A 24,342-nucleotide genomic window follows, 5' to 3' on the forward strand; every position below is an offset into this window, starting at 1 on the left:
AGCATTCTTTTTTGCAGAAGACCGGGACAGCCTTTGAAAATGTGCAGCGTGGATGAGTGCCTGCCGGGAGCGCTCATTCCCGGGAAGTGGGTGAAACCAGCGATGCCTAGCGCAAGGCTTCTATCAATTTATCCAGTTTCACCGCATCCACGCAAAACGCGCGTATTCCTTCTGCCAGTTTTTCAGTCGCCATCGCATCGTCATTCAGCATGCTGCGGAAAGTTTTTTCATCCAGCGTCAGTTTTTCGAGGTCGGAATTTTTTGCAGCCTCGGGGCTGAGCTTGCGTGTCAATGTCGCATCCGACTCGGCCAGTTTTTGCAATAACTCGGGGCTGATGGTCAGCAGATCGCAGCCGGCCAGTTCGATGATTTGCGAGGTGTTGCGAAAGCTCGCGCCCATCACTTCGGTCTGGTAGCCGAACTTGCGGTAGTAGGTGTAGATGCGCTTGACCGATTGCACGCCCGGATCGTCGGCGCCGGTGTAATCGGTACCGGTGGATTTTTTGTACCAGTCGTAGATGCGGCCGACGAAAGGCGAGATCAGTTGCACTTTGGCGTCGGCGCAGGCGATTGCTTGCGGCAACGAGAACAGCAGCGTCAGGTTGCAGCGTATGCCTTCCTTCTCCAGCACTTCAGCAGCGCGTATGCCTTCCCATGTCGAAGCAATCTTGATCAAGACGCGTTCGCGCGAAATGCCGGCGGCTTCGTACAGACGGATCAGTTCGCGGCCCTTGGCGATCGAGCCTGCGGTATCGAAGGACAGGCGCGCGTCGGTTTCTGTCGAGACGCGGCCCGGAATGATCTTGAGAATTTCAGTGCCGAAGGCGACCAGCAGGTGATCGACGATTTCCTCGGTACTTTTGCCGGCGTGTTCGCGCGCAATCTTTTCCATGATCGGACGGTATTCATCCTTTTGCACGGCTTTCAGGATCAATGAAGGATTGGTGGTGGCATCTTGCGGTGCGAAGGCCTTGATCGATTGAAAGTCGCCGGTGTCGGCAACGATGGTGGTGTATTGCTTCAGTTGTTCGAGTTGGTTCATGGCGAGCTTATGAATAAATGTTTGAGCGATGTTGTGATCTATTGTACTCAAAGTGAACAGGAGCCTGTCGATACAAGAAGCAGTAGTCGACTGCTATCGCAGAAATGAATCGAACTGCATTTCGATTTTCTGCAGGGCTTTTTGCGCGTTGAGCATTTTCTTGCGGCGCTCCGGACTCAAACGCAATGCCAGCCCCACGGCCAGAATATCGATCACCACCAGATGGGCGAGTCGTGCCGAGATGGGCGTATAGGGATCGGTATGGAAGTGCAGGTCAATCGGGATCAGTACGGTCGCCAGTTCTGCCAGCGGCGTGCCGCTGGGCGCAAGGATGACGACATCGGCGCCGCAGGAGCGCGCCAGTTGCACGCTGCGCAGCAGGGCGATGCTGTTGCCGCGTTGCGAGATGGCGACTACGGCGTCGCCTTTTTTCAGCAGGGATGCGGCGATGCTGTGGATGTGCGGATCGGCGTAGGCGACGGTCGGGATGCCGGAGCGAAAGAATTTGTGTTGTGCATCGGCGGCAATGATGCCGGAGGTACCCTGACCGTAAAATTCGATGCGATTGGCGCGTGCCAGCACTTGCAGCGCCTGCTCGATCGCATTGGCGTCCAGGCTGTTGCGCAGGTCGAGCAGGGTGTTGATGGAGCGGCTGCAAATCTTGCTGACCAGATCGGTTGCCAGATCTTCCGGTGCCGGTGATTCATCGGCGCCTGGCGCGAGCGCCAGACCCTGCGCCAGTTTCATCTTGAATGCGTGCCAGCCGTCGAAACCGATGGCGCGGCAAAAGCGCACCACGGTCGGTTCCGATACCTCGGCTTTTTTTGCCAGCGCCGTGATGTTTTCGGCGATCGCCAGTTCGGGTTGCTCCAATACGGCGAGCGCGACTTTTTTTTCCGATTTGGAAAGCGAGTCGTACTGGGTGCGTATCGAATCAAGCAGCATGCAGTTTCCTGTTGTTTATTCCAACTATTCCGGCAACGCTTCTTCGCGCCATTGCAAGCCGTCGCGCCCGATCAGGGCGCTGGCTGCGGCCGGGCCCCAGGTGCCGGAAGTGTAGGGCATCGGTTCGTTACCTTCCTGCTCCCAGTAGCGCAATACGGGTTCCACCCATTCCCACGCCGCTTCCAGTTCATCGCTGCGCATGAATAATGTCAGTTGGCCGCGCAACACATCCAGCAGCAGACGTTCATAGGCATCCATGCGCGGCGCCTTGAAGGTTTCGGCGAAATCCAGTTCGAGTTCGACCGGCTTCAGGCGCATGCCGTCGCCCGGCGTTTTGGCCATCAGGTTCAATTGCAGACCGTCGTCCGGCTGCAGGCGGATCACCAGGCAGTTCGGCTGAAAGCTGCTATTCGATTGTGCAAAAATAGAATGCGGAATCGCTTTGAAACGCACGACGATTTCGGCCAGCTGATCGGCCATGCGTTTGCCGGTACGCAGATAGAACGGCACACCGGCCCAGCGCCAGGTATCGATCTCGGCTTTGACGGCAACGAAGGTTTCGGTATTTGAATCCGGGTTGGCATTTTTTTCCTGCCGATAGGCCGGTACTGCTTGGCCTTCGACATGGCCGGCGCGATACTGGCCGCGTACGATATTTTTGGCTAGTGTGGTCGGTGTGAACGGCTTGAGCGAACGCAATACCTTGAGCTTTTCATCACGCACCGCATCGGCCGAGACGGACAGCGGCGGTTCCATGGCGACGATACACAGCAATTGCAGCAAATGATTTTGCAGCATGTCGCGCAACGCACCGGAGGTTTCGTAATAACCCATGCGATTACCGACGCCGATTTCTTCCGCAATCGTGATCTGCACGTCGGAAATCCATTCGCGCCGCCACAGCGGTTCAAACAGCACATTGCCGAAACGCAGAGCGAGCAGATTCTGCACCGCTTCCTTGCCGAGGTAATGGTCGATACGGAAAATCTGCGATTCCTTGAAGACCTGACCGACTTCCAGATTGATCTGCTTGGCGCTGGCAAGATCGCGACCCAGCGGTTTTTCCAGCACGACGCGCGAATGCTCGGTAGCCAGCCCGCGTGCCGCTAGGTTGTGACAGATTTTTGCAAACAGCGTAGGCGGCGTCGCCAGATAAAACACGCGCGTGATGCCGGCATCGCTGCGCAGGACATCGTTGAGCGGCTGGTAGGTGGCGGCGTCGGTGGCGTCTAGCGATACGTAACGCACGCGGGCGCAGAATTTGTCCCAGGACGCCTGTGCGAATACTTTTTCATTGATGTGCGGTCGCGCGTTTTCGTTCAGTGCCTGGACGAATTCGGCATCGTTCCAGTTTTGGCGACCGATACAGATGATCTTTGCCGTGGCCGGCAAATCTCCTGCGCGGTCGCGTGCATACATTGCTGGGATCAGTTTGCGCATCGACAAATCGCCGCCGCCGCCAAACAGGACAAGATCAAAATCGGTAAGAGCCATGGTTGTTATGGATATATGTAGTTGAGGAAGTGTTCGTCAGAACATCATCACGGTAAATTGTTTTTTTGACCTGGTGATTACAGCGCCGCTCTGGCGCGTGCAATCAAGCCATTGGTCGAACTATCATGTTGCGCCGGCCGGGCTTGCTCTGCCAGTTCCAGCGCGATGTTTTTCGCCAGCAGCTTGCCCAGTTCCACGCCCCATTGATCGAAGCTGTTAATGCCCCAGATCACGCCTTGTACAAACACCTTGTGCTCATACAGGGCGATTAACGCGCCAAGTGTGCCCGGGGTTAACGCATCCATCAAAATAGTGTTGCTGGGGCGGTTGCCGGGAAAGCTGCGATGCGGAATCAATTTTTCGACTTCCTCAGGCGGCAAGCCTTGCGCCTGTATGTCGGCGCGTACTTCTTCCGCGTTCCTGCCGCGCATGAAGGCTTCCGATTGGGCAAAGCAGTTTGCCAGCAATAGCAGTTGATGCGATTCCAGCGTGTGCGATGGTTGCAGGGCGGCGATGAAATCGACCGCCGCCACATCGGTGCCCTGATGCAGCAGCTGGAAATAGGCATGCTGGCCATTGGTGCCTACATCACCCCAGATGACGGGGCAGGTTGCGACCTCTACCTTTGAACCATCGACTTTGATGCGCTTGCCATTGCTTTCCATTTCCAGTTGCTGCAGGTAACCAGGAAACAGGCGTAAATCCTGGTGATACGGCGCGATTGAAATCGATGTGCTGCCGATGAAATTGCGATTCCAGATACCGATCAGGGCCAGAATGACCGGCAGGTTTTTTTCCAGCGGTGTGTGCTGGAAATGCTGATCCATCGCATGCGCACCGGCGAGAAATTCCCGGAAACGATCCATGCCGATGTAGATCACCAGTGCCAGGCCGATCGCAGACCAGACCGAATAACGACCGCCTACCCAATCCCAGAACTGGAACATGTTTTCCGCTGCTATGCCGAATGCAGTGACCAGGTCCAGTTGCGTCGAGACGGCAACGAAATGTTTGGGTAACTGGTCTACATCGGCGCTGCGCAGAAACCAGGCGCGCGCCGAGCGTGCATTCGTCATGGTTTCCGACGTACCGAAGGTTTTCGAGGCAATGATAAAAAGAGTCGTGGCAGGATCGATGCGCGGCAGCAGGGCATCAAGATCGTGACCATCCACATTGGAAACAAAGTGCATGACCAGGCGCGGATGACCGAACGAGCGCAGGGCCTGGCAAGTCATTTTCGGTCCGAGGTAGGAACCGCCGATGCCGATGTTGACGATGTCGGTAATTTCGCGCCCGTCGTAGCCGCGCCATTCGCCGGAGCGCACGCGCTCGGAAAACACACCCATCCGGTCGAGTACGGCGTGTATGTCGGGAATGATGTCGTGTCCGTCGAGTGCCAGCTTGTCGCTGCGCGGTCTGCGCAAAGCGGTATGCAATACGGCGCGATGTTCGGTGCGATTGATTTGTTCACCGGCAAACATTGCGTCGCGTTGCGCTTCCACCTGGGTTTCGCGCGCGAGTGCATGCAGCAGATCCATGGTCTGGTCGTTGACGATATTCTTCGAGTAATCGAAAAATAGGCCTGCGCCTTCAGTCGACAGCTTGGTAAAACGCGCAGGATCCTGGGTGAACAGATCGCGAACCTGCCAGTTTTTCGCTTCCGCGAGATGTTGTTGCAGCGCCTGAAAAGCAGGAGAGGCGATGAGAGAGGGAGTGCGCATGGGCAATATATGCGATAAAAGTTGGATTTAACTATACATCAAATTATGGTAATTTCACTACAAATATATTCCGCGCAGGCAAGGCGTCAAATCGAATGCGCATCGCCGCTTATCTGTAGTTAGCCTGTTACGGATGCGCTTGAGAGATGAAAGTTCAATCTGCCAGGACGATTTGTCCGGTTTGCAGGATAATGCTGCAAAAGTGAATTTCTTGCGGAATTGCGTGTCCTAGGCTTTCGTAGGAAAACCAAAAAAGATGATGGCTTGACACGATTTATTGTAGTAAAATTTCAAAACTGTTTTCAAGGATTTCATATGCCGCTCAATCCCGTCGTGTCTGCTGTCACCGAGCGGATCATGGAGCGCAGTCGCCCTTATCGCGCTGCTTACCTGAATCAATTGTCGGAATCCATACAGCAGGGCGTGCAGCGCAGTTCCTTGTCCTGTACCAATCTCGCGCACGGATTTGCGGCTTTCCCGGCCAACGACAAACTGGTATTGAAGCAGCAGAAAAATCCCTCGGTTGCCATCATCTCGGCTTACAACGACATGCTGTCGGCGCACCAGCCTTATGAACGCTTCCCGCACATCATCAAGGATGCGGTGCGTGCAGCTGGCGGTGTGGCGCAATTTGCCGGCGGCGTACCTGCGATGTGCGACGGCATTACGCAAGGACAGCCGGGCATGGAACTATCGCTGTTCTCACGCGATACGATCGCGATGTCGACCGCCATTGCGCTGTCGCACAATATGTTTGATGCGGCGGTCTTTCTTGGCATCTGCGACAAGATCGTGCCGGGTTTGCTGATCGGCGCCTTGCACTTCGGTCACCTGCCTGCGGTGTTTATCCCGGGCGGGCCGATGACGACCGGCATGTCCAATTCCGAAAAATCCAGAATCCGTCAGCTCTACGCGCAGGGCAAGATTGATCGCGCAGCCTTGCTGGAAGCCGAGTCCAAGTCGTATCACGATGCCGGTACCTGCACTTTTTACGGCACTGCCAACAGCAATCAGATGCTGATGGAAGTGATGGGCCTGCATTTGCCGGGCTCTGCATTCGTGACGCCGAATACGCCGCTGCGCGATGCCCTGACCGTACGGGCCGCACAACGTGCAGTGGAAATCAGCGCGCAGGGGCAAACCTTCACACCGGTCGGTCGACTGGTCGATGAAAAAACCATCGTCAATGCGATCGTGGCCTTGCTGACTACCGGCGGTTCGACCAATCACACGATCCATCTGATTGCGATTGCCAAGGCGGCCGGCATCGTGATCGACTGGAATGATTTCGACCAATTGTCGGCAGTCGTGCCGCTGCTGACGCGCATTTATCCAAACGGCGAAGCGGACGTTAATCATTTCCATGCTGCTGGCGGCACTGGTTTCGTGATCCGCGAATTGCTGGATGCAGGATTGCTGCATGACGATGTGACGACGATACTGGGCGAGGGCTTGCGTGCGCATTGTGCCGAACCTTTTCTCGATGGCGAGCAGGCAGTGTGGAAGCCGGCGCCGCACATCAGTGCCGACGAAAGCGTATTGCGCCCGGCCGATCGGCCGTTTGCGCCGGATGGCGGCTTGCGTCTGCTGACCGGCAATCTCGGACGTGCGGTAATAAAAATTTCTGCGGTCAAACCCGAGTATCACCGGGTCGAGGCGCCGGCCATTGTTTTCAAGTCGCAGGAAGAATTCATGCACGCCTATCAGGATGGAAAACTGAATCAGGATTTCGTTGCGGTCGTGCGCTTTCAGGGGCCGAAGGCGAACGGCATGCCTGAATTGCATGCATTGACGCCTGCGCTCGGCAGTTTGCAGGATGCCGGTTTCCACGTCGCACTGGTGACCGACGGCCGCATGTCCGGTGCTTCCGGCAAGGTGCCGGCGGCCATTCACGTTTCACCGGAAGTACTGGCCGGCGGCCCGCTTGGAAAAATACGCGACGGCGACATCATTCTTCTGGATGCCGAAGCAGGTGTTTTGCAGGCCTTGGTCGATGCTGCGGAGTGGCAGCAACGGCCGCATGCATCGGTGGATCGTTCCGCGAACGTGGTGGGCATGGGACGCGAACTGTTTGCCATGTTCCGCTCATCGGTCAGCATCGCCGAAGAAGGCGCAGCCACATTTGCCCTGCCGCGCCTGCTTGTGCCGACTGATATCGAAGTCAATCTGCCGAAAGGCGATGCTGAACCGTTCAGCGACGAAGACACCCACGTTCAACAATCGATATGAACAGCACAGAATGAATAAGTCCATGAACCTGCTTGAAATTATGCGGTGCTCACCGGTCATTCCGGTGATTGCAATTGATGATCTGTCGCATGCCGTACCTTTGGCGCGCGCGCTGGTAGCAGGCGGCATTCGCGTACTGGAAGTGACCTTGCGCACACAACACGGTCTGGCCGCCATTCGTGAAATAGCGGAGCAGGTTCCTGAAGCGATACTCGGCGTCGGTACGCTGACGCGTCATGAAGATTTTGCAGCGGCACGCGATGCCGGTGCGATCTTTGGCGTATCGCCAGGCTTGACGAAGGAATTGATCGAAGGCGCACGTTCCAGCGGTTTGCCTTTGTTGCCGGGCGTGATGACACCATCGGAAGTGATGCGTGCGCGCGAAGCCGGCTTCCGTCAGGTGAAGCTTTTCCCTGCAGTGCCGGCCGGCGGCGTCGGCATGCTGAACGCGATTGCAGGTCCGCTGCCGGACATGCTGTTTTGTCCTACCGGCGGGATTTCACAAGAGACTGCCGCGCAGTTTCTTGCCTGTAAAAATGTGGCATGCGTGGGTGGATCGTGGTTGACGCCCAAGGATGCACTGGCGGCGGGCGATTGGGCGCGGGTTACCGCTTTGGCCAAGGCGGCTTCGGCGCTTCGATAGTTTTTTGTTTATTGGAGAACGGGAATCCAGAGGAGAATCTCTGGATTTCTCCCCGATCGAATCGAGGGCAGGCGCTGCGCGGGAATAACGAGCACACCAAACATCCCTGAAAGAACTGATATCTTCCTGCATTGCATAATGAGGCAACTCATCCGGTAAAATAGCGCCCTAGGCTTCTTAATATCAACCACCAATTTCCCGCATACGCCATGACCCAAGATGAAATGAAACAAGCAGTTGCCCGCGCTGCAATCGAATATGTTGTTCCGGGTGAAATTATTGGGGTCGGTACTGGCTCTACTGCCAATTTTTTCATCGACGAACTGGGCAAAATCAAGGATCGCATTAAAGGTGCAGTCGCTTCATCAGAAGCGACTGCACAACGCCTGCAATCGCACGGGATTGCTGTTTTCGACTTGAACGAGATCGATGCCATGTCGGTATATATCGACGGTGCGGATGAAATCACTGCGCAAGGCGCAATGATCAAGGGCGGCGGCGCGGCACTGACGCGTGAAAAAATCGTTGCCTCTGTCGCCAAGCAATTTGTTTGCATTGCCGATGGCTCGAAACTGGTGGATCTGCTGGGTAATTTTCCCTTGCCGGTGGAAGTGATTCCGATGGCGCAAGCGGCGGTGGCACGCAAGCTGGCGGCACTGGGCGGCGAACCGCGTCTGAGATTGAAGGATGGCAAGCCGCTGGTGACCGATAATGGCTGCTTCATCATCGATGTGCTGGGCTTGAAGATTCAAGATCCTGCCGAACTGGAAGCGCAGATCAACGATATCGTCGGTGTCGTAACCGTCGGCCTGTTTGCACGGCGCGGCGCCGACATTGCTTTGCTCGGCACGGCAGAAGGCGTCAAGCGTCTGACGTTCTAGTCTGATCCTTCAAGCGCTGCTGCGGCTTTACGGTTGCAGCAGCAATTCAAAATTCTGATGGCAAACCGGTTTGCTCATCAAATATCCCCGACCTTCATTACAAGCACTTTTCAGTAAGAACTGGAATTGTTCTTCCGTTTCTATTCCTCCCGCCAGTACCGTCAGATTCAGGTTGGTTATGTCCGAGCGAGATGATCGTCTTGACGATGGCGGCGCTATCCTGGCTGGTGGCGAGGTCGCGCACGAAGGATAGCTCGATTTTCAAAGTGTCGACCGGGAAGCACTTCAGGTAACTGAGGCTCGAATAGACGGTGCCGAAATCATCCAGCAAAATTTTTATACCCAGCAGGCGCAAACGATTTTTCCACATCGCTGGCCATCACGCTTTCGGTGATTTGCAGTTCCAGGTAACGCGCTTCCAGCCCGGTTTCTTCTGCCAGTGAAATAAAGCTGCCCGGCGGCATGGAGAATTTTCCATGCCGCCGGGTTGTTATCTAGCGCGGCTTGTCGATAATTTCCCGCGCCATGCGGTCTTGCCTGTCGTAAAAATCCAGCGAGCCGATGTCGCCGCTGTTGCGTTGCCTGTGCGGTACCAGATGCTCGACGTCGCGCATCAGCTCATCGTCGATTTCCATATCGTCTTCACTACCCCAACTGGTATTCATGTGTCCTCCGTAAGGCCATTATTTTACGATGCGCTTACTCAAAGAGCCAGTTTTCGCTGTGTCCTCAACCAAGGGAATCCGGCACTTCGCCGTTGCCCGGCAGCTTGGCTACCAGCACGGAAAATTTCTCGATGGCCGGTGCGTGCGCCAGCAGTGCGGCACCAGTGCTACCAAGCGCCTTGGCGATTTCGCCCTCGAGATGCGCCTGGCGGCCGGTCTCATCCGGGAATGCATCGAAGATACCGAAAGTTCTGGCGTCCAGCTTGATGGCAAACCATGCAGTCGTGGCCGGCTCACCTAGTGCAAATGACAATTGCGCACGCAGAAATTCTTCCAGTTCCTTTTCCTTGCCCGGTTTTGCTTCCAGGCGAACCTGCAATCCGACGTTAACCATAGTGCCTCCTGTCGATGACGTTTGAGTACGTATGTGGCTATCCCGCCCGATGCTTGCTGGCTGCGGCATTAAATTGTAATCCTCATTGCCGCTTCATGCGCTGTCACGGAGTTGTTTTTCGTGCGTCCGCACTCTCAAATTGATTGTTAACAGGCCCTGGCGTGGCGCTCGAGAAAATAAACGCATTCTGCGGATATGACTTATCATCGTGGCCCGTTTCATTTACAGAGGTTTTTTCATGGCAAACGCATGCGGCGTCGATTTCGGGACGTCGAATTCGACCGTTGGCTGGAGTCGTCCCGGCGTTTCACCCTTGTTGCAACTGGAAGATGGCAAAGTGACACTGCCATCCGTGATTTTTTTCAATGCCGATGAAGAACAGGTGTATTACGGCCGCGCTGCGCTGGCCAACTATCTGCAAGGCTATGAAGGCCGCCTGATGCGCTCGCTGAAGAGCTTGCTGGGCACCAGCCTGATCGACGACCAGACCGAAGTGATGGGCAAGGCATTGCCATTCCGTACCTTGCTGACGCAATTCATCGCTGAGTTGAAGCGCAGGGCCGAGACTGCGGCTGGACGTGAATTCAGCAGCGTGGTGCTGGGCCGCCCTGTATTTTTCGTCGATGGCAATGAAGAGGCAGATATTCTGGCCGAAGATACCTTGTACGAAATCGCGCAATCGGTAGGCTTCAGGGATATCGATTTTCAATACGAGCCGATTGCTGCCGCTTTCGATTACGAGTCGCAGATAGAGCGTGAAGAGCTGGTGTTGATCGCTGATATCGGCGGCGGCACTTCGGATTTTTCGCTGGTGCGACTGGCGCCGGAACGCGCAAAGAAAGCGGACAGGCGCGACGATATCCTGGCTACCGGCGGTGTACATATAGGCGGTACCGATTTCGATAAGTATCTGAGCCTGACCAGTATCATGCCGCAGCTGGGACTGGGCAGCCGCCTGAACAACAATAATGAAGTGCCATCCAGCTATTACTTCAATCTGGCGACCTGGCACACGATCAATCTGGCATACACGCAAAAAACCTGGTTGCAGATCAAGGACATCTATCGCGATGCAATGGAAAAGGACAAGCTGGATAGCCTGTTGCACCTGATTGAACATCGTTCCGGCCACTGGCTGGCGCTGAAGGCGGAAGAAGGAAAAATAGCGTTGTCGGCCGAGCTGGAAACGCAACTGGTGCTGGACAGGCTGGCGCCGGCTCACACATTGACCTTGCGGCGCGATGAATTTGAAGACGCGATACACAAAATGGTGGCGACTGTGGGAAACACGGTGGACAATCTGTTGCGCGATGCCGGCATCACTGCCGACCAGGTGGATACGGTGGTGTTCACCGGCGGTTCCAGCGGGGTTCATTTGCTGCGCGAAAAAATCGGCTCGTTGTTACCGAATGCACGCCGTGTCGAAGGCGATCTGTTCGGCAGCATAGGCGCTGGTCTGGCGCTGGATGCAGTCAGAAAATTCGGTTGATGCCACAGATGAATTCAGCCATGCCGGACATGAAGGCATGGCTGGCATCAGGTATTTTAAAATGGTATAAACAATTTGCGCATTGATGCGCAATTTTTTTATGCGCACGGAAATACGAAGCGGGATGTGGATGGCGCCGGCACAAGTTGCTGTACACCGGATTGTCATGACAGCGACATAATGCAGGTTTAAGGTCACGATCTTTTCACGCGGACTATCTGCTCTCCGGCGATGCGCCGTGCATGAAACAGGCAGGTGTTTGAGGAGACAGGATGTTTGCTGCAGTAGATTTGGGTTCCAATAGTTTCAGATTGCATATCGGACGGCATGACGGCGAAGTCATGCGCATCGTCAAGAGCGCACGCGATCCGGTACGGCTGGGAGCAGGACTGGACAGCAAGGGGAATCTGACTGCGGCAGCTATGGAAAGCGCACTCGCGTCGCTGACGCGTTTCAATGCGATTTTAAGCAGTTACCCCTTGAATGCCGTGCGCGTGGTTGCCACCAATACGATGCGTATTGCAAAAAATGCCGCCGTATTTTTGCCGGCAGCAGAGGCTGCAATCGGTTATCCGATCGAAATTATTTCCGGCGAAGAAGAAGGCCGCCTGATTTACATGGGCGTTGCCAGCGCGTTGCCGTCGGCGAGTGAGCGTCGCCTGGTGCTGGATATCGGTGGCGGCTCTACCGAGCTGATCCTGGGCAAGGGGCCGGAAATCGAACAGGTCGAATCATTCAGCATAGGCACGGTACCGCAAACCATGTCGTTTTTCCCCGATGGGCATATAGGCGCAATGGCTTTCGACGCTGCCGTGCTGTCGGCGCGTTCGCGTTTTGAAGATGCCGCGCCCACGTACACATCCGAACGCTGGTCGGCTGCCTATGGTTCGTCCGGCACGATACGGGCGATTGCCGATGCCATCAGTAAGAATGGTCTGGGCGATGGCGCTTTATCCCTCAAGAGTATGGAGGCGCTCAAGCGCCGCCTGATCCAGTTCGGTCATGCAGGAAAAATTGATTTGATCGGCATGAAAGCCGATCGCGCCACCAGCATGGCCGGCGGTCTGGCGATTTTGATCGCCGTCATGCAGGAGCTCGGCATCAAGTCTATGAAGCCGGTTGATGCAGGCTTGCGCATGGGGGTGCTGTGGGATTTGCAACTGCGCGCAACCAAACGCGATCGTCGCGAACAATCGGTGCACGATTTCCGGCAGCGTTTTCATGCCGATGAAGCGCGCGCTCATCGTGTTGCGCAAACTGCCAACGCCATGTTTGCTTTGCTCAAGCCGGCAGAGGATCACTACGACAAACTGCTGAACTGGGCTGCGCTGTTGCATGAAATCGGTCTGGCGGTATCGCATAGCGGTTATCACAAGCATGCCGCTTACATGATCGAAAATGCCGACCTGCCCGGCTTCACGACGCGCGAACAGCGTGCGATGAGCTCTCTGGTGCTGGCGCAGAAGGGGAGCTTGCGCAAAGTCGGTGATGCCTTGCATGAGGGTGATTTCGCCAGGGCGGTGCTGGCCTTGCGACTGGCCGTGATGTTCCTGCATGCGCGCATCGATATCGAGACGGAAGAAGTACGATTGAAGATGAAAAGTCGCATCGAACTCGAATTGCGCAAGGAATGGGTGAGTGCGCATCCGACGCTGGCCTACTGGATGGAAAAGGAAAAGGAAGCCTGGGACGAAGTAGGCATCGACTTTTCAATCAGGCTGCATGGATGATGAACCATGCATGCTGGCGCAAAGACCGGGATTGAACCATTTTCCCGCTACGTTTTCTGAGTAGGTGCAGCGCTTGCATGCCGTAGGGTGTTGCCATCATCAGCAGTTCTGTTCACTTGTTTCTGGAGTTTGTCTTGTTCAATAGCATCGTCGATATCGTGTCGCAAAGCGGCTACCTGGGTATTTTTCTGCTGATGCTGGCGGAAAATGTATTTCCGCCGATTCCATCCGAATTGATCATGCCGCTGGCCGGCTTCGTTTCTGCGCGCGGCGAATTGAATATCGTGCTGGTCATACTGGCCGGCACCGCCGGTTCGGTGGTGGGCGCCTTGCCCTGGTATTACGCCGGTGCGATCTTCGGCCAGCACAGGCTCAAGCGTATCGCCAACAAGCATGGCCGCTGGATGACACTGTCGTCGCGCGATATCGATGTTGCTTCCACATGGTTTGCACGGCATGGTGCGGCGGCGGTATTTTTCGGCCGCCTGATTCCGGCGATACGCACACTGATCTCGGTGCCGGCCGGCATAGTGCGCATGCCGATGTTGCCGTTTCTGGCATATTCGACCATCGGTTCACTGATCTGGACGGCCTTGCTGGCGGTGGCGGGTTACCTGATGCAATCGCAGTACGAACAGGTCGAACACTATATGGACCCGCTCTCGAAAGGCGTACTGCTGCTGCTGGTGATTGCCGTCTACGTTTATCGCTTCATACGCTTCAAGCCGCAGCAATCGTAATCAGATGCATCGCAATCAGACGCATCGCAATCAGAATATGAGGCCGGTTTTCTTGAACAGGGCAATATCGACGTAATTTGAAAGATGATTGTTCCTGCCTGAAGAACTGATCGCCAGACCGCCAAGATCGATATCGGCATCCTGCGCCAGAAAATCCTGCAGCGCCATGCGCACCGGGCGTTTCGATTTCTGAATCGCCCTGGTCAGCGCCTTGGCGATGACGAATCCTTCCAGCGTCAGCGATGAAGGCGGTTCGTCGCGATATTTTTTCATCATCGACAAATGTTCGAGTTGGATCGCGCTTTTGCCTGCATTGGGATTCGGCACCACTTGTGAAAATACCGTCCATTCCACGGCACGAGCACCGGCCAGTTCACGCAAGGTATCCAGGTTGATCAGTGAGGTTCCGGTTACATAGGTTTGCGGCGAAAATTTGCGGAATTCCTTGAGAAACAGTGAGGTGCTGATCGTATCGGCAATCACGATGACAAAGCCCGGTTTGGTCGCGGCAAGCCGGGCGACTTCCTGGGAATTCTGTTTTTCGTTATCGCCTAAACGCAGCGTACCGCTCAGAGTCAAACCGCGCCCACGCAATTCGCTGGAGAGACTGCGAAATGCCTCCTGCGTGGATGGCCCATCCTGATAAACAATGCCGACATCCCTGATTCCCAGCGGCGCGAAATGCGACAGGATATGCCGCACTTCCTGCAGATAAGTCGGGCGCCAGAATAAAACACGGCTGTCGTTCAAATCGACGGCATCGACCAGAGGCGCAAATAAAACCAGATTGCTGCGTTTGAAGGCCGGCGCATTCAGCACTGCCTGCGTCACCTTGTCGCCCACGCCGCCAAGCAGGAAATCGACCTGTTCGCGTTCGATCAATTCGGTCACGATTCTGACTGCAACGGCCGGTGTCGCCTGATCGTCGCGCACGATATAACGAATCTTTTTGCCGGCAATGCCGCCGGCGGCATTGAGCGCATCGAAATAGGTTTTGATACCGGCGACATAGTCGCGCCCAATAGCGGCATTCGGACTGGATAAATCGATTGCCTGGCCGATGACGATGGTTTCATCTGCAGAAAACGCGGCAGAAGGCATCAGGAATACTGTCACAGCGACAGAGAATGAGCACAGGAATCGAAAGATCATGAATAGGCAGGAGGGTTGTCGGATCAGACAGGGATTCTGCTTGGGAATTATGACCTGACGATGAATTGAGACGGAATACAACAAGTGAGGAAAGGAAATTTTAGCCGCGATAGGCAAGCCAGGGGCGAATGAATATGCTGGTGCAGCAGGTATGTAATTTCAATCGGCTTGCGTTGATGGAATAAACTATATATATTATTTATACTATTTATAAAAAGGAGTGCATTGTGTCGGAAGAAAATACAGTCAAGGCGCCAGCCAGGAAGGCAGTGGCAAAAAAAGCCGTAGCCAAAAAAGCAGCCCAGCCTGCAGTCAAGGCCGTCACTGCGAAACCGGAAGCACGTGTGACGAAGTCGACATTTCTATCCAAGACGACGCCCCGGAAAGCAGCCGCTCCTGCCGTTAAAAAGACCGTTGCAAATACCACCGCCGGCAAGAAGCCTATGGTCAAGCCTGCAAAAAAATCTGTAGCCAAGCCTGTAACCAAGTCTGTAAAAACGACAGTCGCCAAAGCGCCGCAAGTTGCCAAGCCGGCCGTGCCGACAAAAGAAAAGGTCAAGAAGGCCAAACTGGTCAGAGACAGTTTCACGATGCCGGAAGTGGAGTACCAGGTATTGAGCGACGTCAAAAAAGCCTTTTTGAAATCCGGCGTATCGGTCAAGAAAAGCGAGCTGTTGCGTGCCGGCGTTGCGCTGATCAAGACGATGGGGCTGAGCCAACTGAATGCCGTGATTGCTGCGCTGGCTCCGATCAAGGCCGGTCGCCCCAAGAAGGACAAGTAAGTGCATGCGGCGCAGCACACCAGAGGTGTTGCGCAGTAAGTGAAGATCGAAGCCGATGCGCCTGCGTCGGCTTTTTTATTGCGCTGTGCGACTGTTGTCGTGTCATGAAAATGACATGCTCCTGTCATTTTGCTGAAGTAATCGCCAGTTACGCTTGGCTCGTCACAATACAAAGGACGACACATGCGATTACTGAATGCTTCTGCCGATACTACCTCCGCTTCCCCCAGACTGACTTTGAGCATGGCCAGCACACCGGAAGAAGTGCGGGAAGTACAGCGTTTGCGTTACAAGGTCTTTATCGAAGGCATGGGTTTGACCGCGCTGGCAAATGCCGATCGCCTCGACAAGGATGAATATGATGCGTATTGCGATCATCTGATCGTACGCGACTCGACTACTCTCAAAGTGGTCGGCACTTACCGCGTGCTTAGCCCGCAAGCCGCGCGCAAGGCCGGTGGCTTTTATTCCGAGCAGGAATTCGATCTGGGTCGGCTCGATCATCTGCGAGACCGTATTGCCGAAGCAGGCCGCGCCTGCATCCATCCAAAATATCGTAGCGGCGCAGTCATCATGATGTTGTGGGCCGGGATTGCCGCCTTCATGCAAAAGGAAAAGTGCACATACCTGATCGGTTGCGCCAGCATCAGCCTGGCAGATGGCGGTCATAATGCCGCCGCGCTGTATCACGCGATTGCCGAGAGCAATCTTGCGCCGGTTGAATATCGCGTCAAACCGCATCTGCCGTTTCCGGTTGCGGCACGCGAAGCCGGCCACCATCCTGCGATTCCACCGCTGATCAAGGGTTACCTGCGCAGCGGCGCGTGGATATGCGGCGAACCGGCATGGGACCCTGATTTTCACAGCGCCGACCTGTTCATGATGCTGCCGCTGGCCAAACTTGATAGCCGGTACGCGCGCCACTATTTAAAGGACGGCGTCAAAGACGGTGCCAAAGAGGATGCGCCATCATGAAGCCGCGCGACCGGTTCCTGACGAATGATTTTATCGATGCTGCCTCTGGCGACAAGCGGGATCCGGCTCGTGCTCCTGTTCGCGCTCCTGTTCGATTCCGCACGATCTGGATTTCCGATATACACCTGGGCACTCCCGGCTGTCAGGCGCAACGTCTGCTGGAATTTTTGCGCAAGACGGAATCGGAAACCCTGTATCTGGTTGGCGACATCATCGATGGCTGGCAATTGAAGCGTCGCTGGTACTGGGAGCAGGCGCATAACGATGTGGTGCAAATCGTATTGAAGAAGGCGAAGAAGGGGACGGAAGTTATTTTCATTCCGGGCAACCACGACGAAGCGATACGCGAATTTATCGATCTGGATTTCGGCGGTATTCGGGTGCGTGACGAGCTTGTGCATACAACGGCGCAAGGCAAGCGCATGCTGGTGCTGCACGGCGATCGTTTCGATGGCGTGATCGCCTGTGCCAAGTGGCTGGCTTACGTCGGCGACTATCTTTATTCACTCATCCTCAAGTTCAACCAGTGGTTCAACGCCTGGCGCGCCCGCGCCGGTTTGCCTTACTGGTCACTGTCGCAATACCTGAAGCTGAAGGTGAAAAATGCAGTCAGCTACATCTCTTCCTTTGAAAATGCGCTGGCTGCAGAAGCCAGACAGCGGGGGCTGGATGGCGTGATTTGCGGCCACATCCACAAACCGGAAATCCGCGACATCGACGGCATCCTGTACTGCAACGACGGCGACTGGGTGGAAAGCCTGTCGGCACTGGTCGAGGAGCAGAGCGGTGAATTGCGGCTCGTCACCTGGCAGGAAATTGTAATGCCGCACACATCAGCCAAACATGAAAAGGTAAATGACCTATGCGTATCGCCATCGTAACGGATGCCTGGGCACCGCAAGTCAACGGTGTCGTCAATACATTGAAGGCCACGCGCAAGCAATTGCGTGCCAGCGGCCATGCGGTTCTGATGGTGACGCCGGAAAATATGCGCAGTTATTCCTGTCCGACCTATCCGGAAATTCGCCTGGCCTACAAACCTTATGGCAAGGTGGCGTCCGCGCTGGACGATTTCGATGCGGATTGCATACACATCGCAACGGAAGGGCCGATGGGCCTGGCGGCGCGGCGTTACTGCATCAACCGCGGACTGGATTTCACGACTGCCTATCACACCCGTTTCCCTGAATATTTGCGGGCTCGCTTTCATCTGCCGCTGGCAGTGACGTATCGCTGGCTCAAATGGTTTCATGGCCCGGCCAAGGCGGTGATGGTGCCGACGCCGCGCATGCAGGACGCGCTGGAGCAGAGCGGTTTCAAAAATGTCGTGCAATGGAGTCGCGGCGTGGACACCCATTATTTCAAGCCGGGGCCGCGCGAGGAAGCGTCGCTGCAGCGTCCGCTTTATCTGTATGTGGGCCGCATCGCAGTCGAGAAAAATATCGAGGCTTTCCTGAAAATGGATTTGCCGGGCGCCAAATGGGTGATAGGCGACGGCCCCATGCGCGACGAGCTGGAAAAGAAATATCCGGACGTGCGCTTTCTCGGCGCCAAGCCGCATGAAGCCCTGCCGGCGTATTACAACTGCGCCGATGTGTTCGTGTTCCCGAGTCGCACCGATACCTTCGGCCTGGTGCTGATCGAGGCGATGGCTTGCGGCGTGCCGGTGGCGGCCTATCCGGTCGAAGGGCCGATCGACGTGGTGGCGCATGGCAAAGCCGGCATCCTCGATACGGATTTGACGCGTGCCTGTTTTGAAGCCCTGAAATTAAAGCGATCGGTGGTGCGGGAACATGCGCTGTGTTACTCGTGGAGTGTGGCGACCCAGCAGTTCCTGCAACATCTGCATCCGGTGCGCAAGAACGATCGCCGGCTTACGGTGCGATCCTCGCTGGCATAACTGTCATCCGGGTCTGGTAGCGCTGATTGCGGTTGAGCCTGCGCAGAAAAATGCAGCTCGTTTGTCTTGTGCGGATGCCGTTTCGGCGGGATGTTCACTGAGCCCAGGCACATTGTTGTGCCTGGGCTTGCTGCGATTAGCGGCTGAATGCTGCTTGCAGATCGGCTTGGCTGTTTACGCCATTTTGCAGCGACAGCATCAGCAGGATGCGTGCTTTTGCCGCCTTCAGATCGTCGGCCATTACGGCGCCGGCTTCAAAAGAAGTCTTGCCGCCGCCTTCAAAACCGTAGCTAGGCATGACACGGCCATTGTGTACGCGGGTGGTGACGACGACCGGCACTTTTTTGGAAACCGCATATTTCACGGCATCCAGCATGGCGACGTTCATATTGCCCATACCCAAGGCTTCGACCACGATACCCTTGACGCCACGATCAACCGCATTGCGCACGGCGACACCATTTGCACCGCCATACATGGCGAAAATTTCTACTTCAGGCATCTTGTCCGTGCGGATCGGAATGTGTTGACGACGCACTGGTGTGGAAGCGTAAATCACGCGGTCCGGATAGACTTCGCCCAGAAAGCCAAAGTCGCCTGACTTGAATGTTTCGACGTTGGCAGTGTGCGTTTTGGTGACCGAACGCGCTGCATTGATCTGGTTGTTCATCGCCAGCAACACGCCTTTGTCCTTGGATTGCGTATCGACGGCGATGCGTACCGCGTTCAGCAGATTGCGCGGGCCGTCAAAGTCGGAAACCGAGGCATTGCGCTGGGCGCCGATCAGGATCACCGGTTTGCTGGATTTCACCGTTAAATCCAGCCAGTATGCGGTTTCTTCCAGCGTATCCGTACCGTGCGAGACGATGGCGCCGGCAACTTCCGGGCGATCGACTGCAGTTTGCACGGCCTTGGTCAATGCGACCCAGCGCGTCGGGTCCATATAATCCGACGGCACGTTGGACAGATTGTTGACTTCGATGGTCGCGTATTTTGCTACATCCGGCACGGTGGCCAGCAGATCATCGCCGGAGATGGCAGGTACCGGCGCATTTTTTACCGGATCGATCTTCATCGCGATCGTGCCGCCGGTTGCAATGAATTGCACGACCGGTTTGCTTTGTGCGAAGGCAGGCAAGCTTGCTGCCAGCAACAGGCTGAGTACGGTCTTTTTTAATTTTGTCATTGCGTGTCTACCTTTGATTTGGAAATTGGATTCATCAATATTTCAATCTCGGTGCTTCACTCGCGGAATGCGAGCATCACGATATTACCGTTTTTTATCGTTAAAAATAGATGTATGCGACGGCATGATGAAAAGAAGATGGTGCGCGACTATGCAGTCGCTTTTTAAGCATCGACTTGTTCGCTGTATTTCCTATACTGAGATCGGCGCGCTGACATGCGCCCGATTTTCTTTCCTGAATGAAGCATGGAGTTGATCATGACACGCAAATATATCGATTGCCGGGAATTTCCCAGCGACATGAATTGTTCGGTCGCGATTGCGGCAGATAGTGAAGATGAGTTGATGAAAGTCGCCGTGCAACATGCGGTCGCCGTACACCAACATGTCGACACACCGGAGTTGAGGCAGCAAATCCGGCAATTGTTCAAAGACGGCACGCCGCCGGTTGAATACCGTTGATCAACCAGCGGAGCGGAGGAGATGGCGGGTCGCCAAGTTGAGTTTTATCTGGCGAAGACAGAGGCGCCGCACGTTGAGGCATGCGTGCGGTGCTGGATGTTGGCGGATTTATTTGCTGACTTGCTTGCTGAGTAAATCAGGTGCCATGACGGCGCGCAAAAAATTGCCGGCGATTTCATCCTGCTCGCGCTGCACTATCCACCAGGCATTGCCTTTGCGGATGGTCCAGTCTTGTGCGGTGCCGGTAACGAGCAGCGCGGCCAGTTGTCCCAGCGTCGGCTGATGGCCGACGATCAGTACCGGTTCGCGACTGTCAGGCCAATGTGCTGCTGCCAGAATTTTTTCGGGGGTCGAGCCGGGCGCCAGATCGTCAATAATCTTGAACTTGCGCCCTAATGCTTCTGCAGTCTGTATCGTGCGGGTGGCGGGACTGACCAGAATTTTGCAGCTGTTGGGCAGATTATGATCCAGCCATTCGGCCATTTTCCATGCCTGCTTGTGGCCTTTTGCGGTCAATGCGCGGCCTTCATCGGGCTCGCCCACTTCCGCTTCTGCATGCCGCCACAAGATCAATTCCATGGTGTTACTCCACCGGGTTACCCAGAATCTGCATCAAATATTGTTGTGCGCTGAAGGCGCTCGCCTTGCTGCGTGGTTTACGCTTTTGATAGACGCCATTGGTATCCAGTTCCCAAGTATTCGTATTATCTTTGAGGTAGGGATTCAAACCTTCCGCGATCACCCGTTTTTTCAGGGTGGGATCGAGAATCGGAAAAGCGACTTCAATCCGGCGGAACAGGTTGCGATTCATCCAGTCCGCGCTGGACAGGTAAATGTCATGCGCCAGATCGTTGCGGAAATAATAGATGCGGCTGTGTTCGAGAAAGCGTCCGACGATGGAGCGCACGCGTATGTTTTCCGACAAGCCCGGCACGCCGGGTCGCAAGGCGCAGGCGCCGCGCACGATCAGATCAATCTTGACGCCATCTGCCGACGCCGCATACAAGGCGCGGATTACCGATTCATCCAGTAGCGCATTCATCTTGGCGATGATGCGGCCGGGTCGTCCCGCCCTGGCTATCTTCGCTTCGTTGCGGATGGCGCGTATGAATTCCTTTTGCAGGGCAAACGGCGCCAGCCACAGATGCGTGAGCGTTTTCGGTTTGGTCAGGCTGGTCAGGTGGATGAAGATTTCATTGACTTCGGTGGCCAGCGCCGGATTGGCCGTCAGCAGGCCGAAATCGGTATAAAACTTGGTGGTGCTCGGATGATAATTGCCGGTGCCCAGATGTGCGTAATAACGCAATGCACCTTCTTCGCGACGGATCGCCAGCGCCAGTTTTGCATGCGTTTTCAGTCCGACTACGCCGTACACGACTTGCGCGCCGGCGCGCTCAAGCCTGTCCGCCCAGTTGATATTGGCTTCTTCATCGAAACGCGCCATCAACTCGACGATCACGGTGACTTCCTTGCCGCGTTGCGCGGCGATGATCAGCGATTCCATCAAGTCGGAATTCATGCCGGTGCGATAGATGGTTTGCTTGATCGCCACCACGTCCGGGTCTTGTGCGGCCAAGCGTATGAAGTCAAGTACCGGCTGGAAGGACTGGAACGGATGGTGCAGCAGTACATCGTGTTTGCCGATGACACCGAACAGATCGACATTTGCCAGCTTGTGTGGATAGGCAGGCGAGTAGGGCGGAAAGCGCAGTTCAGGCTTGTTGACGTGCTCGATCAATTCCGACAGACGCACCATGTTGACGGGGCCATCCACCGCATACAGCCGGTTCTTGTCGATGGAAAATTGTTCCAGCAAAAATTGCGAGAGATGCGGTGGACAGTTCTTGGCAACTTCCAGCCGTACGGCAACGCCAAAATTGCGACTTTGCAATTCTCCCTGCAAAGCCTGGCGCAGATTTTTGACTTCTTCTTCATCGACCCACAAATCGCTGTTGCGCGTGACACGGAATTGCGAATACGCCAATACGTCGCGTCCGGTGAACAAGTCCTTGATATGGGCATGAATAATCGAAGACAGCAGGCAGAATGAAACGCCGTTCTTCGACAGTTCAGGCGGCAACTGGATGACGCGGGGCAGTACGCGTGGCGCTTTCAAAATCGCAATCGCGGTGCCGCGGCCGAAGGCGTCCTTGCCGGACAGCTCGACGATGAAATTCAGACTCTTGTTGACGACTTGCGGGAAAGGATGTGCCGGATCGAGTCCGATCGGCGTCAGCAGCGGCCGCACTTCGCGGTCGAAATAGGCCTTGACCCAGGCACGTTGCGCTTCATTGCGATCCTGATCGCGCAATAGATGGATACCCTGTCGCGCCAGTTGCGGCAACACTTCTTCATTCAACAGACGATACTGGCGTTCAACGATCTTGTGGCATTCCGCGCCGGCGATGGCCAGCGCTGCAGATAGTGCCGGTGGTTCGAAGACTTCACCATCCAGATGATTGTTGGCCAGCAGGCTGGCGATGCGTACTTCAAACAGTTCATCCAGATTGTTGCTGACTATACATAAATATTTCAGGCGTTCCAGCAGGGGTACGGCCGGATTTTCAGCTTGCGCCAGGACGCGGCGATTGAACGCCAACTGGGATAATTCCCGGTTCAGATAGATTGCACTTTGCGGAAGAGGGGAGGCAGGAGCGGTTTCTGCTGCGGCTTTCTTGAGCATTTTCTTGACTTTGGCCATGGCTAATCCCGCAGAGTGTAGTGACTCATTATGACAACTTAATGACAGCCATTTTTGTGCAAAATCAAGTTTGTGACATGATTTTTGCGAAGTCATAAAGCTGTCATAATTGTTCGCTAAAGTTCGCACTGTCTTATTTAGATAACCCTAAGGAGCAGATATGCGCTTGAATCAATTTGTTAAAACCGCTGTAATTGCTGCAGGTGCAGCAGTGGCGTTTTCTTCCGCAGTGGCTGCCGATATTACTGGTGCCGGTGCGACCTTTCCTTACCCGATTTATTCCAAATGGGCAGAAGCCTATAAGGCAGCAAGTGGCACCGGCATGAACTATCAATCGATCGGTTCCGGCGGCGGTATCAAGCAAATCAAGGCAAAAACCGTCGATTTCGGCGCTTCCGACATGCCATTGAAGGCTGAAGAACTGGAAGCAGAAGGCTTGCTGCAATTCCCGGCGATTATGGGCGGCGTCGTTCCTATCGTGAACGTGGAAGGTGTGGCTCCAGGTCAGTTGAAACTGACATCGGATGTCATCGCCGGCATCTACCTCGGCAAGATCGTCAAATGGAACGATGCACAATTGACATCGTTGAACCCGGGTGTGAAATTGCCTGATGCGGATATCACGGTAGTTCACCGTTCGGATGGATCGGGCACGACTTTCCTGTGGACCGATTTCCTGTCGCAAACCAATGCCGAGTTCAAAACGACGGTTGGTGCAGGTACTGCAGTCAAATGGCCGGCTGGCGTAGGCGGCAAGGGTAACGAAGGCGTTGCAGCCAACGTACAGCGTATCAAGGGTTCGATCGGCTATGTTGAATACGCATATGCCAAGAAGAACAAAATGTCGCACACCCAGTTAAAAAACCGTGACGGTCAATTCGTGCAACCGGACGATGACAGCTTCAAGGCTGCAGCTGCAGGTGCAAACTGGGCGAAAACCCCGGGCATGGGCGTGGTCCTGACCAATCAGGTCGGCAAAGCCAGCTGGCCTATCACCGGCGCATCGTTCATCCTCTTGCACAAATCGCAGGCATCGGCTGAACGTGCAAAAGAAGTGTTGAAATTCTTTGACTGGTCTTACAAAAACGGCGGTGCAATGGCTGCCGAGCTGGACTATGTTGCGATGCCGCCTGCGGTCGTGAAACAGGTTCAGGAATCCTGGAAAGCAAATGTGAAAGACGCTTCCGGCAAGGCTGTTTGGTAAAAACTGC

At 55.2% G+C, this 24,342-nt stretch carries 24 protein-coding genes; 12 read left to right on the forward strand and 12 right to left on the reverse strand.

Annotation, left to right across the window (positions count from 1 at the left end):
* Positions 1 to 106: 106 nt before the first annotated feature.
* The 4 genes from tal to pgi form a co-directional block, all read right to left on the reverse strand.
* Positions 107 to 1,042, reverse strand: a complete 936-nt coding sequence (tal, locus tag ACIQW9_RS02310) for a transaldolase (protein WP_402332442.1) — start codon at positions 1,040 to 1,042, stop codon at positions 107 to 109.
* A gap of 93 nt (positions 1,043 to 1,135) precedes the next feature.
* On the reverse strand, positions 1,136 to 1,987 hold the full coding sequence (locus ACIQW9_RS02315) for a MurR/RpiR family transcriptional regulator (RefSeq protein WP_402332445.1): 852 nt from the start codon (positions 1,985 to 1,987) through the stop codon (positions 1,136 to 1,138).
* A 24-nt stretch (positions 1,988 to 2,011) separates the two neighbouring features.
* A complete protein-coding gene (gene zwf / locus ACIQW9_RS02320; protein WP_402332448.1) occupies positions 2,012 to 3,481 on the reverse strand; it encodes a glucose-6-phosphate dehydrogenase in 1,470 nt (489 codons plus the stop codon).
* Positions 3,482 to 3,558: 77 nt separating this feature from the next.
* The gene (gene pgi / locus ACIQW9_RS02325) at positions 3,559 to 5,202 is read right to left on the reverse strand and encodes a glucose-6-phosphate isomerase (protein WP_402332451.1); all 1,644 of its coding nucleotides are present in this window, start codon (positions 5,200 to 5,202) and stop codon (positions 3,559 to 3,561) included.
* 315 nt (positions 5,203 to 5,517) lie between these two features.
* On the opposite strand from pgi, the gene edd reads away from it, so the two are divergent.
* The 3 genes from edd to rpiA all read left to right on the forward strand — a co-directional run bounded on the left by edd (position 5,518) and on the right by rpiA (position 8,955).
* The gene (gene edd / locus ACIQW9_RS02330) at positions 5,518 to 7,431 is read left to right on the forward strand and encodes a phosphogluconate dehydratase (RefSeq protein WP_402332453.1); all 1,914 of its coding nucleotides are present in this window, start codon (positions 5,518 to 5,520) and stop codon (positions 7,429 to 7,431) included.
* A gap of 22 nt (positions 7,432 to 7,453) precedes the next feature.
* Complete coding sequence (eda, locus tag ACIQW9_RS02335; protein WP_402332455.1) at positions 7,454 to 8,074, forward strand: bifunctional 4-hydroxy-2-oxoglutarate aldolase/2-dehydro-3-deoxy-phosphogluconate aldolase; 621 nt, start codon at positions 7,454 to 7,456, stop codon at positions 8,072 to 8,074.
* A gap of 209 nt (positions 8,075 to 8,283) precedes the next feature.
* Positions 8,284 to 8,955: a ribose-5-phosphate isomerase RpiA gene (gene rpiA / locus ACIQW9_RS02340; RefSeq protein WP_402332458.1), complete on the forward strand. Its 672-nt coding sequence runs from the start codon at positions 8,284 to 8,286 to the stop codon at positions 8,953 to 8,955.
* Positions 8,956 to 9,052: 97 nt separating this feature from the next.
* Here the strand turns inward: rpiA and ACIQW9_RS02345 are convergent, their stop codons facing one another.
* The 4 genes from ACIQW9_RS02345 to ACIQW9_RS02360 form a co-directional block, all read right to left on the reverse strand.
* Positions 9,053 to 9,310 carry an EAL domain-containing protein gene (locus ACIQW9_RS02345; RefSeq protein ID WP_402332461.1) on the reverse strand — a complete coding sequence of 86 codons (258 nt, stop codon included), beginning with the start codon at positions 9,308 to 9,310 and terminating at the stop codon, positions 9,053 to 9,055.
* Positions 9,276 to 9,419 carry a hypothetical protein gene (locus tag ACIQW9_RS02350; protein ID WP_402332463.1) on the reverse strand — a complete coding sequence of 48 codons (144 nt, stop codon included), beginning with the start codon at positions 9,417 to 9,419 and terminating at the stop codon, positions 9,276 to 9,278. The genes ACIQW9_RS02345 and ACIQW9_RS02350 overlap by 35 nt, the downstream gene beginning before the upstream one ends.
* Positions 9,420 to 9,449: 30 nt before the next feature.
* Entirely contained in the window at positions 9,450 to 9,620 is a 171-nt protein-coding gene (locus ACIQW9_RS02355; RefSeq protein WP_011870609.1) for a hypothetical protein, read from the reverse strand.
* Positions 9,621 to 9,684: 64 nt separating this feature from the next.
* On the reverse strand, positions 9,685 to 10,014 hold the full coding sequence (locus ACIQW9_RS02360; protein ID WP_402332466.1) for a putative quinol monooxygenase: 330 nt from the start codon (positions 10,012 to 10,014) through the stop codon (positions 9,685 to 9,687).
* 238 nt (positions 10,015 to 10,252) lie between these two features.
* On the opposite strand from ACIQW9_RS02360, the gene ACIQW9_RS02365 reads away from it, so the two are divergent.
* From ACIQW9_RS02365 to ACIQW9_RS02375, 3 genes are all read left to right on the forward strand, one after another.
* Entirely contained in the window at positions 10,253 to 11,503 is a 1,251-nt protein-coding gene (locus tag ACIQW9_RS02365) for an Hsp70 family protein (RefSeq protein WP_402332468.1), read from the forward strand.
* A gap of 272 nt (positions 11,504 to 11,775) precedes the next feature.
* Positions 11,776 to 13,233: a Ppx/GppA family phosphatase gene (locus ACIQW9_RS02370; RefSeq protein WP_402332470.1), complete on the forward strand. Its 1,458-nt coding sequence runs from the start codon at positions 11,776 to 11,778 to the stop codon at positions 13,231 to 13,233.
* A gap of 134 nt (positions 13,234 to 13,367) precedes the next feature.
* The gene (locus ACIQW9_RS02375) at positions 13,368 to 13,973 is read left to right on the forward strand and encodes a DedA family protein (protein ID WP_402332473.1); all 606 of its coding nucleotides are present in this window, start codon (positions 13,368 to 13,370) and stop codon (positions 13,971 to 13,973) included.
* A 30-nt stretch (positions 13,974 to 14,003) separates the two neighbouring features.
* Here ACIQW9_RS02375 and ACIQW9_RS02380 read toward each other — a convergent pair whose 3' ends face one another.
* Positions 14,004 to 15,125 carry an ABC transporter substrate-binding protein gene (locus ACIQW9_RS02380; protein WP_402332475.1) on the reverse strand — a complete coding sequence of 374 codons (1,122 nt, stop codon included), beginning with the start codon at positions 15,123 to 15,125 and terminating at the stop codon, positions 14,004 to 14,006.
* A 227-nt stretch (positions 15,126 to 15,352) separates the two neighbouring features.
* Between ACIQW9_RS02380 and ACIQW9_RS02385 the strand changes: the two genes are divergently transcribed.
* The 4 genes from ACIQW9_RS02385 (at position 15,353) to ACIQW9_RS02400 (ending at position 18,782) form a co-directional block, all read left to right on the forward strand.
* On the forward strand, positions 15,353 to 15,907 hold the full coding sequence (locus ACIQW9_RS02385; protein ID WP_402332478.1) for a hypothetical protein: 555 nt from the start codon (positions 15,353 to 15,355) through the stop codon (positions 15,905 to 15,907).
* Positions 15,908 to 16,090: 183 nt separating this feature from the next.
* Positions 16,091 to 16,882, forward strand: coding sequence for a GNAT family N-acetyltransferase (locus ACIQW9_RS02390; protein ID WP_402332480.1), 792 nt, complete (start codon positions 16,091 to 16,093; stop codon positions 16,880 to 16,882).
* Complete coding sequence (locus tag ACIQW9_RS02395) at positions 16,879 to 17,763, forward strand: UDP-2,3-diacylglucosamine diphosphatase (protein ID WP_402332483.1); 885 nt, start codon at positions 16,879 to 16,881, stop codon at positions 17,761 to 17,763. The genes ACIQW9_RS02390 and ACIQW9_RS02395 overlap by 4 nt, the downstream gene beginning before the upstream one ends.
* Positions 17,745 to 18,782, forward strand: coding sequence for a glycosyltransferase family 4 protein (locus tag ACIQW9_RS02400; protein WP_402332485.1), 1,038 nt, complete (start codon positions 17,745 to 17,747; stop codon positions 18,780 to 18,782). The genes ACIQW9_RS02395 and ACIQW9_RS02400 overlap by 19 nt, the downstream gene beginning before the upstream one ends.
* 136 nt (positions 18,783 to 18,918) lie before the next feature.
* On the opposite strand, the gene ACIQW9_RS02405 is transcribed toward ACIQW9_RS02400, so the two are convergent.
* A complete protein-coding gene (locus ACIQW9_RS02405; RefSeq protein ID WP_402332487.1) occupies positions 18,919 to 19,968 on the reverse strand; it encodes an asparaginase in 1,050 nt (349 codons plus the stop codon).
* Between the two features lie 258 nt (positions 19,969 to 20,226).
* Between ACIQW9_RS02405 and ACIQW9_RS02410 the strand changes: the two genes are divergently transcribed.
* Positions 20,227 to 20,430 (forward strand): DUF1059 domain-containing protein, encoded by a 204-nt coding sequence (locus ACIQW9_RS02410; RefSeq protein WP_402332490.1) that lies wholly within the window; start codon positions 20,227 to 20,229, stop codon positions 20,428 to 20,430.
* A gap of 108 nt (positions 20,431 to 20,538) precedes the next feature.
* On the opposite strand, the gene sixA is transcribed toward ACIQW9_RS02410, so the two are convergent.
* Together sixA and ppk1 are read right to left on the reverse strand one after the other, a co-directional pair.
* A complete protein-coding gene (gene sixA / locus ACIQW9_RS02415) occupies positions 20,539 to 21,009 on the reverse strand; it encodes a phosphohistidine phosphatase SixA (protein WP_402332492.1) in 471 nt (156 codons plus the stop codon).
* A 4-nt stretch (positions 21,010 to 21,013) separates the two neighbouring features.
* Positions 21,014 to 23,113 (reverse strand): polyphosphate kinase 1, encoded by a 2,100-nt coding sequence (gene ppk1, locus ACIQW9_RS02420; protein WP_402337830.1) that lies wholly within the window; start codon positions 23,111 to 23,113, stop codon positions 21,014 to 21,016.
* A 178-nt stretch (positions 23,114 to 23,291) separates the two neighbouring features.
* On the opposite strand from ppk1, the gene pstS reads away from it, so the two are divergent.
* Positions 23,292 to 24,335 carry a phosphate ABC transporter substrate-binding protein PstS gene (pstS, locus tag ACIQW9_RS02425; RefSeq protein WP_402332495.1) on the forward strand — a complete coding sequence of 348 codons (1,044 nt, stop codon included), beginning with the start codon at positions 23,292 to 23,294 and terminating at the stop codon, positions 24,333 to 24,335.
* The last annotated feature ends 7 nt before the right edge of the window (positions 24,336 to 24,342 follow it).

It is taken from the genome of Herminiimonas sp. NPDC097707 (assembly GCF_044761395.1).
Taxonomy (GTDB): Bacteria; Pseudomonadota; Gammaproteobacteria; order Burkholderiales; family Burkholderiaceae_D; genus Oxalicibacterium.